This window comes from Actinoallomurus sp. NPDC052274 (assembly GCF_040679475.1).
In the GTDB taxonomy this organism is placed as follows: Bacteria; Actinomycetota; Actinomycetes; order Streptosporangiales; family Streptosporangiaceae; genus Actinoallomurus; species Actinoallomurus liliacearum.
This window is the reverse complement of the sequence record NZ_JBFAUT010000069.1, coordinates 25233-42257: the sequence shown is the minus strand read 5'-3', so window position 1 is coordinate 42257 and position 17025 is coordinate 25233. Positions and strand designations below refer to the sequence as shown.

At 70.5% G+C, this 17025-nt stretch carries 15 protein-coding genes; 1 reads left to right on the top strand and 14 read right to left on the bottom strand.

Annotated features, from left to right (window positions below):
* Positions 1–134: 134 nt before the first annotated feature.
* The 4 genes from cydC to AB0K82_RS38135 are packed head-to-tail and all read right to left on the bottom strand — an operon-like array spanning position 135 to position 6034.
* On the bottom strand, positions 135–1904 hold the full coding sequence (cydC, locus tag AB0K82_RS38150) for a thiol reductant ABC exporter subunit CydC (RefSeq protein WP_364406650.1): 1770 nt from the start codon (positions 1902–1904) through the stop codon (positions 135–137).
* On the bottom strand, positions 1901–3559 hold the full coding sequence (gene cydD, locus AB0K82_RS38145; RefSeq protein ID WP_364406647.1) for a thiol reductant ABC exporter subunit CydD: 1659 nt from the start codon (positions 3557–3559) through the stop codon (positions 1901–1903). Before cydD ends, cydC begins: the two co-directional genes overlap by 4 nt.
* Complete coding sequence (gene cydB / locus AB0K82_RS38140) at positions 3556–4602, bottom strand: cytochrome d ubiquinol oxidase subunit II (protein ID WP_364406645.1); 1047 nt, start codon at positions 4600–4602, stop codon at positions 3556–3558. The genes cydD and cydB overlap by 4 nt, the downstream gene beginning before the upstream one ends.
* A gap of 22 nt (positions 4603–4624) precedes the next feature.
* Positions 4625–6034, bottom strand: a complete 1410-nt coding sequence (locus AB0K82_RS38135) for a cytochrome ubiquinol oxidase subunit I (RefSeq protein WP_364406642.1) — start codon at positions 6032–6034, stop codon at positions 4625–4627.
* A 264-nt stretch (positions 6035–6298) separates the two neighbouring features.
* Between AB0K82_RS38135 and AB0K82_RS38130 the strand changes: the two genes are divergently transcribed.
* Entirely contained in the window at positions 6299–7276 is a 978-nt protein-coding gene (locus tag AB0K82_RS38130) for an NYN domain-containing protein (RefSeq protein WP_364406639.1), read from the top strand.
* A 51-nt stretch (positions 7277–7327) separates the two neighbouring features.
* Here AB0K82_RS38130 and AB0K82_RS38125 read toward each other — a convergent pair whose 3' ends face one another.
* From AB0K82_RS38125 to AB0K82_RS38080, 10 genes are all read right to left on the bottom strand, one after another.
* On the bottom strand, positions 7328–8119 hold the full coding sequence (locus AB0K82_RS38125; protein WP_364406636.1) for a thiopeptide-type bacteriocin biosynthesis protein: 792 nt from the start codon (positions 8117–8119) through the stop codon (positions 7328–7330).
* A 15-nt stretch (positions 8120–8134) separates the two neighbouring features.
* On the bottom strand, positions 8135–9214 hold the full coding sequence (locus AB0K82_RS38120) for a lanthionine synthetase C family protein (protein WP_364406633.1): 1080 nt from the start codon (positions 9212–9214) through the stop codon (positions 8135–8137).
* On the bottom strand, positions 9211–11955 hold the full coding sequence (locus AB0K82_RS38115; RefSeq protein ID WP_364406630.1) for a lantibiotic dehydratase: 2745 nt from the start codon (positions 11953–11955) through the stop codon (positions 9211–9213). Before AB0K82_RS38115 ends, AB0K82_RS38120 begins: the two co-directional genes overlap by 4 nt.
* A gap of 81 nt (positions 11956–12036) precedes the next feature.
* Positions 12037–12156, bottom strand: coding sequence for an FxLD family lanthipeptide (gene fxlA, locus AB0K82_RS38110; protein WP_364406627.1), 120 nt, complete (start codon positions 12154–12156; stop codon positions 12037–12039).
* Positions 12156–13400 carry a methyltransferase, FxLD system gene (gene fxlM, locus AB0K82_RS38105; RefSeq protein ID WP_364406625.1) on the bottom strand — a complete coding sequence of 415 codons (1245 nt, stop codon included), beginning with the start codon at positions 13398–13400 and terminating at the stop codon, positions 12156–12158. Before fxlM ends, fxlA begins: the two co-directional genes overlap by 1 nt.
* Positions 13401–13653: 253 nt before the next feature.
* Positions 13654–13896 (bottom strand): hypothetical protein, encoded by a 243-nt coding sequence (locus AB0K82_RS38100; protein ID WP_364406622.1) that lies wholly within the window; start codon positions 13894–13896, stop codon positions 13654–13656.
* Between the two features lie 230 nt (positions 13897–14126).
* Complete coding sequence (locus AB0K82_RS38095; RefSeq protein ID WP_364406619.1) at positions 14127–14549, bottom strand: hypothetical protein; 423 nt, start codon at positions 14547–14549, stop codon at positions 14127–14129.
* The gene (locus AB0K82_RS38090; RefSeq protein WP_364406617.1) at positions 14542–15336 is read right to left on the bottom strand and encodes an SAM-dependent methyltransferase; all 795 of its coding nucleotides are present in this window, start codon (positions 15334–15336) and stop codon (positions 14542–14544) included. Before AB0K82_RS38090 ends, AB0K82_RS38095 begins: the two co-directional genes overlap by 8 nt.
* Positions 15337–15422: 86 nt before the next feature.
* The gene (locus tag AB0K82_RS38085; RefSeq protein WP_364406614.1) at positions 15423–15695 is read right to left on the bottom strand and encodes a hypothetical protein; all 273 of its coding nucleotides are present in this window, start codon (positions 15693–15695) and stop codon (positions 15423–15425) included.
* Between the two features lie 79 nt (positions 15696–15774).
* A complete protein-coding gene (locus AB0K82_RS38080; protein ID WP_364406611.1) occupies positions 15775–16983 on the bottom strand; it encodes a helix-turn-helix domain-containing protein in 1209 nt (402 codons plus the stop codon).
* Between the last annotated feature and the right edge of the window lie 42 nt (positions 16984–17025).

The following is a 17025-nucleotide window of genomic DNA, read 5'->3' as shown; positions in this document are numbered from 1 at the left end:
CGCTGAGTAGACACCGGTGGAAGAGGACCGGGGACCTGGGTGCGCGATCCGTGGAGATTGCCCGTCATCTCCTCGGGGCATTCGGTCCACAAGATCCACCGGACAGGTCCTAGGGCACCGGCCGCGCCGGTCGATCAGCACGGTGCGTGGTCGTGGCGGCGTTCGCGGTCCCACATCGCGCGGTACGGCCCCGGCCGGGCCAGCAGGTCCGTGTGGCCGCCGCGCTGCGCCACCCGGCCGCCGTCGAGCACCACGATCTCGTCGACGGCGTCCAGCCCGGCCAGGCGGTGGGTGACGAGCAGGGTGGTGCGGCCCTCCGTGGCCGCCAGCAGGTCGGCGGTGAGCTCGTCGGCGGTCGCGACGTCGAGGTGCTCGGCGGGTTCGTCGAGCAGCAGCACGGGGAAGTCGGCCAGCAGCGCGCGGGCCAGCGCGATGCGCTGCCGCTGCCCACCGGAGACCTGGGCGCCCTCCTCCCCGACGCGGGTGTCCAGCCCGCGCGGCAGCGTCTCCACCCAGTCCAGCAGCCGGGCCCGGCGCAGCGCGTCGCGGATCTCCTCGTCGGTGGCGGACCGCCGGGCGAGCCGGAGGTTCTCCCCGATCGTCGTGTCGAACAGGTGCGCGTCCTGGCCGCACAGCCCGACCACGCGGCGCACGTCGTCCCCGGCCAGTTCGCTCAGCTCGACGCCGTTCAGCGTCACCAGGCCCGACTCGTGGGCGAGGAAGCGCAGCAGCACGGCGGTCAGCGTGGTCTTGCCCGACCCGCTCGGCCCGACCACCGCGCACCGCCGGCCCGGAGCGAGGTCCAGGGAGACGCCGTCGAGGGCGTACGGCCCGTCGGGCGTCCACCGGGCGCGCACGTCGGTGACCCGCAGGGTGTACGGCGACTCGGGGAGCGTGACCGGCGCGGCGGGGTCGCGCACCGGCTCCTCGCGGTCGAGCACGGCGAAGACGCGGGCGGCCGACCGGCGGACCCGCTGCAACTGCTGCGCGGCGAGCGGCAGGCCCGCCACCACCTCGAACGCCGCCAGGGGGAGCAGGGCGAGCACGGCGAGCAGCGTCCCGTCGAGGTGCCCGGACCGCACGGCGGGGATGCCGACGACGAGGGCGCCCCAGACGGCGAGCCCGCCGGCCAGCGCCGTGACGGCCGCGCCCGCCCCCGCCGTCGCGGCGGACCGGGCCGACGCACGGGTGAGGCCGTCGTCCAGGCGCGCGGCCGTCGCGAGCCGGTCGGCGGCGGCGCCGTAGGCCACGAGCTCCGGCGCCCCGTGCAGCATGTCGACCACGTGCGCGGTCAGCTCGCCGCGCAGATCGGCCGTCCGGTGCTCCACCCGCCGCGCCATGGCGGCCGACAGCCACGGGGCGACGACGCCCGCCAGCAGCAGACCGGCCAGCAGCAGGACGCCGGCGGACGGCAGCAGGCTCCACGCGAGGCCCACCGACGCCCCGCCGACGAGGACGGCGGCGGCGGAGGGCAGCAGCACGCGCAGGTAGAGGTCCTGGACGGCGTCGACGTCGGCCACGAGCCGGCCGAGCAGGTCGCCGCCGCGCGCCCGCGGCAGCCCGGCCGGGACGAGCCGCTCCAGCCGCTCGTACACCCGGACCCGCAGGTCGGCGAGGATCCGGAACGTCGCGTCGTGCCCGATCAGCCGTTCGGCGTACCGGAAGACGCCCCGCCCGATCCCGAACGCCCGCACCGCCACGATCGCGACCATCAGCACCAGCACCGGCGGGTGCTGCGCGGCCCGCGAGATCAGCCAGGCCGACGTCGCCATCAACCCGACCCCGCTGCCCAGCGCCAGCGCGCCGCACAGCGCGGCCAGCGCCAGCCGGCCGCCCGCCGGGCGGCCCGCCGCGAGCAGCCGCAGCACCGGTCCCCGGCCTTCCCCCGTGACAGCGCTCCTCATGCCGCCGCCTCCAGCACTCCTCCGACGCGTACCACCCGGTCGGCGAGGTCGGCCAGGGCCGGTCGGTGCGCGACGAGGACGACCGTGCGCCCGGCCGCCAGCCGCCGTACCGCCCCGATCACGGCGGCCTCGCTCTCGGCGTCCAGGCCGGAGGTCGGCTCGTCCAGCAGCAGGAGGGGCGCGTCGCGCAGGAACGCCCGCGCCAGGGCGATCCGCTGCCGTTGCCCCGCCGACAGGCCGGTCCCGCGCTCGCCGAGCCGGGTGGCGAATCCCTCCGGCAGTGCGTCGACGAACTCCTCGGCGAAGGCGTCGCGCGCCGCGCGCCGTACCTCGTCGTCGGAGGCGTCGGGGCGGCCCAGCCGGATGTTGTCGGCGACCGTCCCCGCGAACAGGTACGGCCGCTGGGGGACCCAGGCGATCCGTGACCGCCAGGCGTCCGGGTCGAGGTCGGCCAGGTCGGTCCCGCCGAGGAGGACCCGCCCGGCGTCCGGGCGGACGAAGCCGAGGAGCACCGCGAGCAGCGTCGACTTGCCGGACCCGCTCGGTCCGGTGAGGGCGACGGTCTCGCCGGGGCGTACGACGAGTGAGAGGCCGTCGAGCGCGGGCTCGTCCCGGCCCTCGTACGCGACCGTGACCTCCTCCAGGCGGAGCGGCGTGGACGCCGGGTCGGGGACGTCGGTCCGGGTGCCGTGACGCGGGAGCGGCGTCTCGATCACCTCGAAGATCCGCTGCGCGGCGGTGAGCCCCTCGACGCTGGCGTGGTACTGCGCGCCGACCTGGCGCAGCGGAAGGTACGCCTCCGGCGCGAGGATCAGGACGAGCAGCGCGGTCCGCAGGCCGACCTCCCCGTCGACCAGCCGCAGGCCGATCGAGACGGCGACGAGCGCGACGGAGATCGTCGAGAGCATCTCCAGCACCAGCGCGGACAGGAACGCCACGCGCAGGCTCGCCATGGTCTCCGTGCGGTACCGGCCGGTGACCTCGCGGATCGCGCGCGCCTGCGCCTTGGCCCGGCCGAACACCTTCAGGGTCGGCAGGCCCGCGACGACGTCGAGGAAGTGCCCCGACAGCAGGGACAGCGTGCGCCACTGGCGGTCCATCCTCCGCTGGGCGGCCAGCCCCACCAGGATCGCGAAGATCGGGATGAGCGGGAGCGTCAGCGCGATGATCAGCGCGGACGACCAGTCGCCGAACAGGATCCGCGCGCCCACCGCCGCCGGGACGAGCACGGCGAGCACGAGCTGCGGCAGGTAGCGGGAGAAGTAGGCGTCCAGCGCGTCGATCCCCCGGGTGGCGAGGGTGGCGAGCTCACCGCTGCGCTCGCCGGCCAGCCACCGCGGCCCGAGTGCCACCGCCCGTTCGAGCAGCAGCCCGCGCAGCCGCGACTTCACCGCGGCGGACGTGCGGTGCGCGGCGACCTCCTGCAGCCAGGCGACCAGCGCCCGGCCGGCGACGACGGCGAGCAGGAGCAGCAGCGGCGTACGGGCCGCGGCGAGCGAGGCGCCGCCGAGGAACGCGTCGGCGATCAGGCCCGCGAGCAGCGCGGCCTGGGCGATGACCAGGCCGGCGGTGGCGGTGCCGAGGATCACCGACAGGGCCAGGTACGCCCGCGTCGTGCGGGCGTACCGCAGCAGCCGGGGGTCGAAGGGCCTCATCTCGCCGGCTCCGGGTCCTTCGTCGGCTCCGGCTCCGCCGGCCGCGTCGGCTGCGGGATGTGCGAGGCGTGGATGCGCCGCCGGAACACCCAGTAGGTCCAGCCCTGGTAGAGCACGACGAGCGGCGTGAACACGACCGCCGCGATCGTCATGATCTTGAGCGTGTACGGGGACGAGGCGGCGTTGGTCGTGGTGAGGCTGTTCGCGGCGGCGACCGTCGACGGCATGACGTCCGGGAACAGCGCCACGAACAGGGTCACGACCGCGAACACGATGGCCGCGCCCGTGCCGATGAACGCCCAGCCGTCACGACCGCGGGCGACCGCGACCGCCGCGCCGACCAGACCGGCGGCGGCGATCGCCACGGTGACCCAGGTGACCGGCTTGCCGTGCTGCACCTGCGTGATGAGCAGGAACGTCCCGCCCACCGCGATGGCGGCGACCACGGCGATCCGGGCGATCCGGACGGCCCGGGCACGCACGTCCCCGGCCGTCTTGAGCGCCAGGAACACCGCGCCGTGCAGCACGAACAGGGTGAGCGTGGTGAGCCCGCCGAGCAGCGCGTACGGGTTGAGGAGGTCGGTGAGGGTGCCGACGTACTCGTGCCGGGCGTCCAGCGCGACCCCGCGGCTCAGGTTCGCGAAGACCACGCCCCACACGAACGCCGGGACGACGCTGCCCCAGAAGATGGCGCGGTCCCAGCGGCGGCGCCAGTGCGGCTCGTCCCGTTTGCCGCGGTACTCCAGCGCCACGCCGCGCACGATCAGCGCGAGCAGGATCGCCAGCAGCGGCAGGTAGAACCCGCTGAAGAGGGTGGCGTACCACTCCGGGAACGCGGCGAACGTCCCGGCCCCGGCGACGATGAACCAGACCTCGTTCCCGTCCCAGACCGGTCCGATGGCGTTCAGCAGGACGCGGCGCTCGGTGTCGTCGCGGCCGAGCACCGGCAGCAGGGCGCCGACGCCGAAGTCGAAGCCCTCCAGGAAGAAGTAGCCGGTCCACAGGAAGGCGATGGCGACGAACCAGACGGTCGTGGCCTCCATGGCGCAACCCCTTGTCAGTAGGTCAGTAGGCGAAGGTGAGCGACTGTTCGGCGGAGGCGTCGTCGCCGGGCGGGGGCGGCGCGACGTCCTCTTCGGAGGGCGGGCCGGCCTTGACGTAGCGCACCATCAGCCCGGTCTCGATGACGATCAGCACGGCGTACAGCGCGGTCAGCGCGAGGACGGAGATGAGCATCGACGTGGCCGAGACGCCCGGTGAGACGCTCGCGGAGGTCTTCATGACGCCGTAGACGGACCAGGGCTGGCGGCCCATCTCGGTGAAGATCCACCCCGAGGAGTTGCCGACGAACGGCAGCGCCAGCGACAGCACGCCCGCGCGCCACACCCACCGGTTGCGCGGCAGCCGCCCCCGGCGCATGAGCACCAGGCCGAGGAGGGCGAGGAACGCGGTGAGGAGGCCGACGCCGGCCATGATCCGGAAGTTCCAGTAGGTCACCGGGATGACCGGCCGGTAGTCGCCCGGGCCGTATTTCGCCTGCTCGGCGGCCTGCACGTCGTCGATGCCGTCGACCTTGCCGTCGAAGTCCCCGGTGGCGAGGAACGACAGGACCCGCGGGACCTTGACGCCGAAGACCTCCTTGCGGCCGTCGAGGGTGCCGATGGTGAACAGGGAGAACGACGCGGGCTGCGCCGTCTTGTACAGGGCCTCCGCCGCGGCCATCTTCATCGGCTGCTGCTTCGTCATGACCTTGCCCTGCAGGTCGCCGGTGACGGCGACGCCGATCGAGGCGATCAGCGTGACGGCCAGGGCGATCTTCATCGACGGCCGGAAGACCTCGACGTGCCGGCGCCGGGCCAGGTGCCACGCGCTGACGCCGACCATGAACAGGCCCGCCGTGACGAACGCCGCGGTGATCGTGTGCGGGAAGGCGACGAGCATCGTCGAGTTGGTCAGCACGGCCCAGAAGTCGGTCAGCCGGGCGCGTCCGGTCGCCGGGTCGAGGTGATAGCCGACCGGGTGCTGCATCCAGGAGTTGGCGGCGAGGATGAAGTACGCCGACAGCAGCGTTCCGACGGCGACGATCCAGATGCAGGCCAGGTGGATCTTCTTCGGTAGCTTGTCCCAGCCGAAGATCCACAGGCCGAGGAAGGTCGACTCGAGGAAGAAGGCGAGCAGTCCCTCCAGAGCCAGCGGCGCGCCGAACACGTCACCGACGAACCGGGAGTAGGCGCTCCAGTTCATCCCGAACTGGAACTCCTGCACGATGCCGGTGACGATCCCCATCGCGAAGTTGATCAGGAGGAGCTTCCCCCAGAACTTCGTCGCGCGGAGGTACCCCGTGGCCCCGGTCCGCACCCATGCCGTCTGCAGGCCAGCCACGAGTGCGGACAGGCCGATCGTCAGCGGTACGAAGAGGAAGTGGTAGACGGTCGTGATCCCGAACTGCCACCGGGCGATGTCGAGCGGGTTCATCCCCGCGGCCCTCCGTTCGTTTACTACGTCTCGTAGTACTACGTCTCGTAGTAGATCCTACGGCGAGCCGCCCCGGGGTGCTCCGTTACGTCGGTCACAGCGCCGCGCGCGGATAACGGGCCGTACCGATTCCGGGATACCGCGCGACCGGACGGCGGCGTGTCGGCGGTCGGTGTGCCGTTCACGTGCGAAAGCACCGCTGAGCGGCCAGAAAGGCGGCACAACCGAGGACGGGAGGCTGATCTTCACCTAAAGTCATAGGTGATGACTGTTCGCGAGTCCGTGTCTCAACCGTCGCCGCTGCCGCGCTACGCGATCCTCGTAGACGTGGGGTATCTCTACGCCGCGGCGGGTGACCTCCTGTTCGGCGTCTCCTCCCGCCGCTCCTACCGGGTGGACGCCGAGGGCCTCATCAAGGCCCTCCAGGGTCGAGCGGCCACCTGCATGCGCGGTGAGCTGCTGCGCATCTACTGGTTCGACGCGGCTCGCGACCGGGTGCCGACGATCGACCAGCGGGTCGTCGCGCCGCTGCCCCAGGTGAAGCTCCGGCTCGGCAATCTCAACAAGCACAACCAGCAGAAGGGCGTCGACGCCCAGATCCGCGAGGACCTGGAGACGCTCGCCCGGCACGGCGCCGTCACCGACGCCATCCTGCTGGCCGGCGACGAGGACATGCTCCCGGCCGTGGAGGCCGCGCAGACCTACGGGGTCCTCATCCACCTCTGGGGCGTCGAGCCGCCGTACGGCACCAACCAGGCCGAGCGGCTGATCTGGGAGTCCGACACCGTCGACGTGGTGAACGCCGACTTCGTCAAGCCGTACTTCACGCTCGACACCTCCCGCGAGACGGCCCCGGAGCCGCCCGTCACCCCGCCGATCCCGTCGCCCACCGCGGTCTTCGGCGCCCGGCCGCCGAAGCCGGCCCCGCCGCCGGTCCGCCCGGCGCAGCCGAGCCCGGTCGCCAAACTGGGCCCCAGCCGCGACCGCGTCGAGGAGATCGGCGAGCACATCGCGCACAAGTGGATCCTCACCCGCGGCCGGGACAACATCCGCGACCTGCTGCCCGGCCCGATCCTGCCCACGGTCATCGACAAGGAGCTGCTGATCGAGGGCGAGAAGGAGCTCGGCCACTCGCTGCGCCCCTACAAGGAGGCCCGCGACTGGCTACGGGAGGGCTTCTGGGCGCGCGTCTACCGCGAGTTCGACTTCGGCGTCGGCATCTCCGGCAAGGCCCCCCGCTGACTAGCGAGCGCTCCAGCGACCGAGCCGGTCGGCGCAACTGGCTCCTCCACTTCAGTGAGGGGGCGGGGTGCCTCTGCCGAAGACGGCATCCTTCGCGGCGTGGGCGAGGGTGGCCTGGACGGTCGCAGGGAGTCCGATGCGGTTCCAGTGGAAGATCACGTGGAGTGTGATCACTGCGCGTAGACCTCGCGTGAGTTCGCCGTTTTCGCGCAGAGTTCGGAGTGTTCTGCCTGTGTCCTCGTACGTGGTGAGCCAGTCGCCCGTGATGGCGTCTGTGCGGGCGGTACCGAGGAGGAGGTGGCGGACGTCGCTGGTGAAGGAGGCCCACACCTGGGGGTCTGGGCCGGGTGGCTGGCAGGGTAGCCCGGCGCGTTGTTCGGCGACACGTGCCCACACATCGCCTTGCTCATTGAAGTCCAGTCCTGCGGCCCGCATGAGCGCGGTGCACAGTACGAGGGAGTGTTCTCGCCGGTCGGCGGGGTCGTCGTGGAGGAATGCGAGCAGGTGGCGGCTGTCGTGGTGGAACAGGGCGTGCGCGGCGTCCATGCTGGCGGGGCCGCCGAAGGCGTGAACTTCGGGTTCGTAGACGTCGCGGTTCCAGGTGACTCCGGCGGTGAGGAGCGGGTGCAGGGGGTCGCTGCGGTCGTGGCCGTGCGCCTCCTCGGTGAGGAGGTAGCGGACGCGCCAGCGGCCCTTGCGGATGAACCACCAGGAGGTGATGAGGCCGTCGGCCTCGGCGGCGGGCAGGATCGGCGCGAGGTGGTCGATGGCGTGGCGTTCACGTTGGTGAGGGTCCGAGCCGGGGTAGGTGATGTTGACCTGTCTCCAGGGGGGTTCTTCCACGGGTGGGCCTTTCGGTCAGCAGAGCAGGAGGCAGGCGTCCCACGACGTCGCCGTTGTTCCAGCGGCGGCTAGGGCGGTGCCAGCAGACCCGTCGAGGAATCCGGCGGGTTCGTCCGCTGCGGCGATGGCCTGGTGGTGCCGGCGCAGCAGCGACGTGAGGGGTATCGGAGTCAGGGCGTCGGCGGCGATCCGGCGTCCGGTCGCCAGCAGCCCAGCGGTTCCGTGGCACAGGCTGCGATCGATGAGACGGGCTGTCTGCGTAGGATCGTTCACGCAGCCGGTGAACGAGGTCTCGGCCTTGCGCTGGCGTGCGGTGTCGCCGAGGGCGCGGGCGGCGAGTTGCTGGGCGCGGGCGATGCCGGGAGTGCCGTAGCACCAGGACGGCCGTAGCGGGCACGGCTGGCTCGGTTCGCCGCGGCGTAGGTCGTTGAGCGTGATGATCTGCGGCCACCAGGCGCAGCCGCCGGTGGTCCGTTGTTCCCAGGTGTCCAGCCACTGGTAGATGCGTGTGATCGCCTGCGCGTGACCGTCGACGGTGAGGCCGTTGGTCAGCGTGAGGGCGAGGAGGGCGAGTGGGCCGATGATGCCGTGGGCGATTCCGTGGTTGCTGTGTCCTCCGATCGGCGGCGGCTGCTCGTGGTTGGGGCCGGTCGGGCACCACCAGCCGGGAAGTCCGCCGATGGGCTCGGTGAGCCGGACGAGGTAGGCCAGTACGTCCCGGAGCAGATCAAGGTCGCCGATGCGGCGCAGAGCGACGCCGAGGCCGGTCAGTCCGCGGATCAGGTCGAATTCGGCGTAGTGCGGCTGGCGGCGTTCGTCGATGCGGCGGTGGGCGGCCTCAAGCCGGTGGCGTGTCACCGTCGCGGTTCCGGTAGCGGCGACGGCCCGCGCTTGGGTGAGGCGTGGATCGTCGGATCCGGTGAGGACGTAGGCGAGGGCGGGCGCGCCGTAGTAGAGGCTGGCGCCGCCGGCGATGCTGACGCCGTCGGCGACGGCCTGCTCCAGCGCCGTGTACGCCGCTTGCCATTGGCCGGTCTCCAGGTGGAGGAGGGCGATGCCGGCCGCCCCGTCGGCGAGGGATTGTCCCGCCGTCATGGATTCTTCCGGGCGAGGTCGGTGTGGGCGATGACGCGGGCCAGGCGTAGGCAGTGCCGTTCGGAGGCGGTGTCGACGCCGATCATGCGGGCGTGGTGCAGGTGCAGCAGATCCGCGAGGACCTGGTCGGTGTCGAGGCCGTCGCGGTCGGCCAAGGATCGGTAGGTGGTCAACGCCGTGGACAGGCTGTCGTCGCCGTGGGGGACGCGGGCGAGGGCGAGTTGGGCGGCCTCCAGCCGTGGGCCGCTGCGGCGGGGGACGTGTTCGGCGAGCCAGCGCAGACCGTCGCCGGTGAAGGCGTCGGCGATGGCGATCATCCCTGCGGCCGTGGCGGCGTGCCGGTCGCCGGCCAGCCGGTGGAGAGCGGCGCGGGAGTCGGCGGCGAAGACCGCTTCGGCCGCGGAGAGGGTCGGTCCAGTCCCGTGGCGGGTTTCGGGCCGGTAGGTGTGCAGGGCGTAGTCGTGGAGGAGACCGCTGGTGTCGAGTTGCTCCGCCCACCGGGTGAGGCGTTGGGCGGCACCGGTAAACGTGGTGGTGTTCAGCGGGATCCGTAGCCGCAGGTGGGGCTCCGGATTTGGGTAGCGGAGGAACCACCAGCCTGCGGGCAGGACCTCATCGGCGTGTTCGGCCAGGTGGGCGAGGATGTCATCACACCAGCCGTAGAGGCGGGCGTCCAGCCAGGGCGAGCCTCCAGGACGGTGCTGAAGCGTGCTGACGGGTCGGGCGACGCGCGGGGGTCGATGCGGCCGGGTGTTGGTGAGGGTGAGCAGGAGCTCGGCGGGTCTGCCGTCGATCCAGCCGGACGGACCGGGGGCCTCGGTGAGGCCGGCGTGTCCTTGCCGGCCGAGGTGACTGCGCAGCACCGCCAGGTGGGTGGGCTCGTCCAGATCGAGGCGTAGCCGCACATCGTCGTCGCCGATGAGTACCTCACGCGGTATCCGGTGGTGATCGCGGTGTTGCCGCCAGGCGTCTCGCCACTGCGGCCACGTCGCGGTGCGGCCGGGGAGCGCGGCTTGGCCGATGTCCCAGCGGGCCGGGTGCAAGATGGAGCGGCCCCGTCGGAGGCGTGGCAGGAACGGCAGATTACGGGCGTGGCCCCAGTCGAACCTGCTGCACGGAGCCGTCCATGCCGTCCAGATCTCTGTCAGGAACCAGATGAGGGGCTGCTGAACGGCTGGCAGCACGCAGTTGAGCAACAGCGGCTCGACCGGTCGGCCGGTGGTTCTGGACACCAGCCACAGTCGCTGTCCGTCACCGGTGACTGCCAGGTCCTCCAGCGTCTGTTGCGGGTCGGGGCAGAAGTCGCCGACGGGCAGGATGGGCAGCAGCTCGGGCGTGCGAGCGACGGCGGCCAAGCGAGTCTCCAGCGGAGGAGCGGAGATCTGCACCGTGTCCGCGCAGGGCAGGGCGGTCGGCAGGCTCACGTAGACGCGGCGGAAACGCTCCAGCTCGGCAGGGGAGAGCAGGTGCAGGAACCGGGCGGCCGCGACGCCGGCGTGCCGGGCTCCGCTCACCACCGTCAGCGTGAACGCGCCCCGATCCAGATCACCCAGGGTTTCGGCGGCCAGGGTGAACCGCAGTTCGGTATGCGGGATCGGAGGCCGGTCGTCGTCGCCGCGCAGCCGGTCGATCAGCTCGTCATCAAGCACCACCTCGGCGCAGCCATCCAGGGCGGAGCGCTGGGCAAGCTGGGCGAGCACACCGTCGCGGGCGGTGAATCCCGCCGGGTCACGGCGGTGGAATGCGCCCCGGTATCCGGCGGGGAACCCCAGGACGCGCAAAACCTCACGCAGCGGCACGGCCGCACCAGGCCCCCACCGGTCGATGAACGCGCGATGGTAGGCGGCCCAGCCGGGCAGGTGCGGCGCCAGCGCGACGAGCGCGGACGCGGCTTCCCGCGCCTCATCGACCACCGCCGGGGGCAGCGTCACCGAACAGTCGACCCGCAGATCGACCCCGATCTGCTCACCGGGATCGGGCAGGGAGCGGTGGCGTCCAAGGTTCGCGGCCGGGTCGGTCACGGTCATCGGCGGTCGGACCGCCGACAGCAGCACCCCGGCTTCCACGAGCGCGGCCAGCAGCCGCTCGGCCGCCGCCGTGTCGGTGGGCAGTTCCTTGGTCATCCTCGCAGCTAGCTCACTGAACATGATGGGGGAGCCGGCGGTTTCTACCGCCAATTCGACGGGGCTGGTCAGGTCGATCTCGACATCCCACATCCGGTCGTCCTTGGCGCGGGCGCAGGGCAGCACCCATGCCCCGCCACGTCGATACCCCACCGAGTTCGTCACCACCGCGACCGCGCGGAGCGTGGCCAGATTCTGCTCAGCCAAGGCGGTGTGTTCGGCGATGAATTCCTCGTTGGGGCGGACCACGGCGTGATGCGCCTCGCCCCAGCGGACCGCCGCGCGGGGACCAAGCTCAACCGGTGCCACCCCGGCGAAGTAGCCGAACGGGGTCGCGCGGCTCGTCCACCTCAGCAGATACCGGACCGTTGTCTCCACCAGGCGCCTCAGTCTGCGCTCGGCCATCGGCTCGCCGATCAGAGCACGGGTGATCTGGCTGGCTAGCTGCGGTGCGGCGGACGTGACGGCCGCTGCGAACGCGGGCAGCGTCCACACCTGGCTCAGCCATTCCAGCCACTCCCTGGGTTGGTCGGCGGTCAGGTCAGGCCAGGAGGGCAGGGGCAGGTCGTGGGGGTAGGCGGCGGCCCTGATCAACGCGGCGTCGGCGACATCGAACATGATGCGCTCACAGTTCCGGGGGTCGGTGGGAAGAACAGGCCGGGCCCGGCCCCGCAGGAGGCCGGGCCCGATGGGAGGGCGTCAGCCCGAGCAGGCGTCCGAGCCGGTGTTGCCCGAGCCGCAGCCGTCATCGGTGCTGGTGGCGTAGCCGCTCGCGGACGGCCCGGCGTCGACCAGGCGCAGGTTCAGTTGGTGCTCCATCACAGTGTTCCTCCCTGGGGAGTGAAGGTGAGGACGACGCGGCTGTGCCGCTTGTCCAGGACCGCCCCGTCCGGCAGGTCGCCGTCCGGGGTCGCCGCGGGCAGGACGTGCAGCACCGGCGAAGGGCTGCCCGCGTCCACCCACGCGCGCATGTGCTCGACCATCCGCCCGACCGCCGCAGCAGCCGCCGACCCGTGGGCGTATGCGCCGAGATCGAACTTCCTGTCGGTCCAGCGCAGCGCCGACCGGTAGGAGAAGGTGCCGTCGTCGATGGTCGCGGGGGTGCCGAATCGCCAGGCTGGGGCGACGATGCCGGAGGTGACGGCTCTCTCCTGTGCCGACAGCACCACGAACTCGCTCACCTCGGGTTTGAGGCGGGTCGCCAGCCACAGGTCCATGTCGGACAGGATGGTGCGGGGCGGCAGGCTCAGCCCTGCCCAGGCTTCCTGGCGCGGCTGGGTGAGCAGGCTCGCGATAGCGGCGGCGTCGACCTGCTGGCCCTCATCCAGCCGCAGGTGGACGCCATCGGCGATGTCGACGTACCGCATCTCGTGGGCGCCGGCGCCCTGCATGGACACGAACCCACACTGGCGGTCGCTTACACTGTCCAGCCGGTCACCCGAGCGTCGCAGCGCCCACGATCGGGTCATCCCGAACGTCCGCAGCGGCACAACGAGGACGCCGTCGCCGGTGAGCTGGTCGCGCCATGCGGGCGGGATGTCCCACGCGCCGGCCGTGACGATGATCAGGTCGTAGCGGCGGACCGGCTCGATCGGCTGCTCGGCGTCCGCGCACACCACGGTGACGTCGTTGTACCCCGCCGCCGCCAGGCAGGTGGCCGCCCGATCGGTCACCTCCGGGTCGATGTCGACGGTCGTGACCGACCCGGCCGGGCCGACGAGTTCGCGTAGCAGCGAGGCGTTGTAGCCGCCACTGCCGATCTCCAGCACGTGACGGCCTTCCAGGCCGTCGAGCGCGTCCGCTGCCTGACCGAGCATCTCCGCGATCAGGAACGGCGCCGACACCGAGCTGATGGTCTCCTCACCGCGCCGCTTGGTGACGACCGCGGCGTCCTTGTACGCCTCCTCCAGCGGTAGGCCCGGCGTGAACAGCTGCCGGGGAACGACCCGCATTGCCGCTTCCACGTCGGGACGCAGCTTGAGGCCCTTCGCCGCGTGATCGGCGGCCAGCCGGTCGACCATCTCATGACGGAGGCCCTCGCTGTCCGTGGTGCCGATGCTCATGAAGGTGTCCTCTCCCGATGGGTGCGGGGCCGTCGCGGCTCGGGCGGTCCCTGGTTTTCGCGCGGGCGACCCGACGGCGGAGCGAATCCGGCTGGGTGACCCGACGTCTCTCGTCTCCTGCTGCGCCATGCTGCCCGACCAGCGGATCGTTTCCAGGCCGAACGGCCGGGCGCGTATGCGATCGCTCGGCGGCTGACCGGATGCTCGAATCGGGGGCCAGGGGACCTCAGGTCGTTTTGCCCCGACCGTCGGCTCAGCCGGCCTCACCGGCTCCATCCGTGAGGGTGCCCCACCGCGACGAGATGAACTCGTGGAGTTCCTCTCCACTCATCCGGTCGAATCGGGCGAGTGCGGCGTCGATGAACAGAAGTTGGTCCGTGTCGCGAGTCGCGACGTAGCACGGTTCGACTTGCCGCTGCCACAGCGGAACTCCCCGCACGTCTTCATCGACACGCACCCAGCCGGGTGGTGCCTCGCCTACCGGTACAGCGTCCATGGCCCTCGGCTCCTTGACCCTGTAAGAAAAGTTCTCGCCCACGGCGGGATGTCGTTGAGATTGGCGTCGCCGTCTTGCCGATGGCACCGGCCGTGATGCTTTCGGACCTCGGCCCATGAGATCCCTTCGGCATCTGCCGTGGGTATGAAGTTCCTCTGCTGGCGCGGCGGCCATCGTCGTGCTGGCCGAGAACCGGTTCGACAGGAACGCGTGTTCATTGGAATTCCTTCCTAGTAGCGCCCACACTCCCGCGCGGGTGTTCTATGGGCGATGGTTTTGTCATCGAGTTGGGCCATGCGGCACAGGCTGATGAGGGTCTGCACATTCGTCGCGTCGATGACCGTGTTCTCCCGTGTGCCGGCGACGACGTTCGCTATCCGCAGCGCCGCATAGTCGATCTCGTCGCCAGGGGAGAACGGCTCGACGTCCGGCTCCGGTCTGGGCGCCCCTCGTACGACGAGGCGCGGGCCGAGCCAGAGCCAGCACCACATCAGCACGCCGTCGACGTCCTGGAGCTCGACACTCTGGACGAGGTGAGCGCCGACGTTGATCGCCGTCACGCGGTAACCAGTGACCTTCACCTTCAGACCTCGTTCGGTGAGCGCCACGGACAGTCGGTCGACGTACTCACGCAGGCACTGGGGATCAGCCACGGGACGCCTCCGGGCGCTTTAGGCCGACGCCGCCAAGGAACGGGATTTCTTGTGCCCGCTGTGAGCCGCGTCTCCACTTTGAGACGGGGACGAGACCGGGGTGCACGAGTTGGAGACCGTCGAAGAAGCGCGCGATGCGCTCAACCGTGCGGGGCACGCCGGGGGCGTTCGCCTGCTTCCATACCTCGGCAGCATGCACCGTCTCCGGGTTCCGCTTGGCATGACTGAGTACGAGGCAACTGCCGGGTGCCATCGCCGAACGGAAGCTTGCGACGATGCCGTGGGGGTTCTCGCTGTCGGGGATGAAATGCAGGACCCCGACCAGAATGACACCGACGGGCTTGTGCCAGTCGATCATCGTGTTGAGCCCGGGATGGTCGATGATGGCGTCCGGGTCGCGGAGGTCTGCCTGAATGACGGTCGTGTTGGCGTTGTCCGTCAGTAAGGCGCGGCCGTGGGCCAGGACGACCGGGTCGTTGTCGAGGTAGACCACGCGGGCGTCCGGATCTCGGTTCTGTATGACCTCGTGGGTGTTGTCCCGCGTGGGGAATCCAGCACCGATGTCGATGAACTGCTGAATGCCTAGATTCTGGAGGTATCGGGCTGCGCGTTGGAGGAACCGGCGGTTTTCCTTGGCCATCAGGCGCAGGTTGGGTATTCGCCTGATGGCCTCCTGTACGGCTTCTCGGTCGACCAGGATGTGATTTTTGCCGCCGAGGAGGTAGTCGTACATCCGAGCGACGTTCGGCTCTCTGGCGCTGCACACGACGGGCTGCTGGCTGGTCATCCGCCGCCCCCTCGGCGGTCGTGTCGGCAACTCCACGCCGAACTTAGGAGCTGTCCCGCCGACCTGGGAGCCGCATGCGGGGCGGCTCATGCTCTGACGCTCCGCAGCATGTTCTGGAGCCGGTCCGCGACCTTTTCGACGTCGGCGGTCGGGCCCAGCTCCTGACCACCGGGGACGGAGTAGGCGAGCCCGTTGTCCGACGCGGAGCACACGACCGACTCGTTCAGCTCCTCGTCGGCCGGGTTGGTGACTGTAAGCGTGAAGCGGTCGCCACGCTGTCGAATCCGCGCCGGCCAGTCGCGACGCTTCAGGACTTCGGCGAGCTGTATGAGTTGAGCACGGTCGTCGTGGTTGGCCATGCACACAGACGGTAGGAGTGCGAACGCTCCGTAATTTCACTGGTGTGAAACGGTGACTTGTTGACCGAATTAGGCCGACTCAGTGCGGGATGCCCATCCGCGCTGCCATCGCGCGCAGTTCGCGTCCCACTGCCGCGCTGCGCTCTTGGGCCAGCATGGAGCTGACTGTCTCATGAACGGCCGTGCTATTGCGAATCTTGTGAGGGGCGACGCTCTCGGCTCGGCGAAGCCATCGATAGGCAGCGGCCCTCATCCGCGGGTCTCGGGCCAGTCCGCGACCTACGTCTGCGAGGAAGGTCGCCCGGCGTCCGCGTCGGCCGGCGATCCGATCTTCATCGACCTTCTCGGCGAGCCGCAAGAGGCCAGCGCCGGTTTCGCCGCGCTCGACGGCCAGCCCGACGCGCCAGATGGCGACGTTGGTGCTGGAGAAAGCGCCCCAGGTCTCGGAAGGAGTGTCCGGTATCCGGGAAGCGAGGTCGGCGGCTTGGTCGAGCCAGTGCTCGGCGCGGTCGTAGTTGTAGCAGACGGTTGCGGACAGGGCAGCCGCCAATGCGAGCATCCCGAGAACCGGTATCTCTGTGCTGCTCCTGAGATGGGGCTCAAGCGCATCTGCCGCCTTCTCGGCTGCAACGAGGGCGAAGTTCCGAGATGCCATGGGGATCGTATGGATGTGCAGCGAGGCTGCCTTGCCCTTGCTGACGGGGTCGTCGAGGATATCGGCCACTTCCATGGCGCGCATCGCGGCAATGCGAGCCAGGTCGAAATATCCCAGGTCTTTTGCGGTGAATGTCGCTGTTTGGAATGCCTCGATCAGGGTTGCCAGCGCGACCCGACGAGCGGCTTCGTCGGCCGGGCCACAGACATGCACATGGAGCTCGTTGATCAGTGCGGGGAGTTTTCTGCCGACCTCTACATGCTTGTACTCACTACGGTCGATACGGGCCATCTCGGTAATGAGCTCCGATAGCGGACGTGCCTGGTCGGCGGCCGGGGCCGTCAGAGTGTTGACAAGCAAGGCTTCTCGGATGTTCGGGATCGCGGCGTGCGGCCCTGCTTGGACAGGGTCTGCGCTCAGGTGCGGCCCACCGACCAGATCGGTCTCGGAAACCCTCAACGCGGTAGCCAGAGCCGATATGTGGGACCGCCGATCGATGGGACGCAGACCTCGTTCAGCCATCGAAAGGAAAGAAGCGCTGAGTCCTGACAGGTCTCCGAGTTGCACGAGGGTCATGCCGCGCCATCGGCGCAGGACCCGAAGACGTCCACCGATGTTGGTTTGATCGTGCAAAGCCCCGCACCTCCTGAAGCCTCGACGACTTCAGGCTATGGT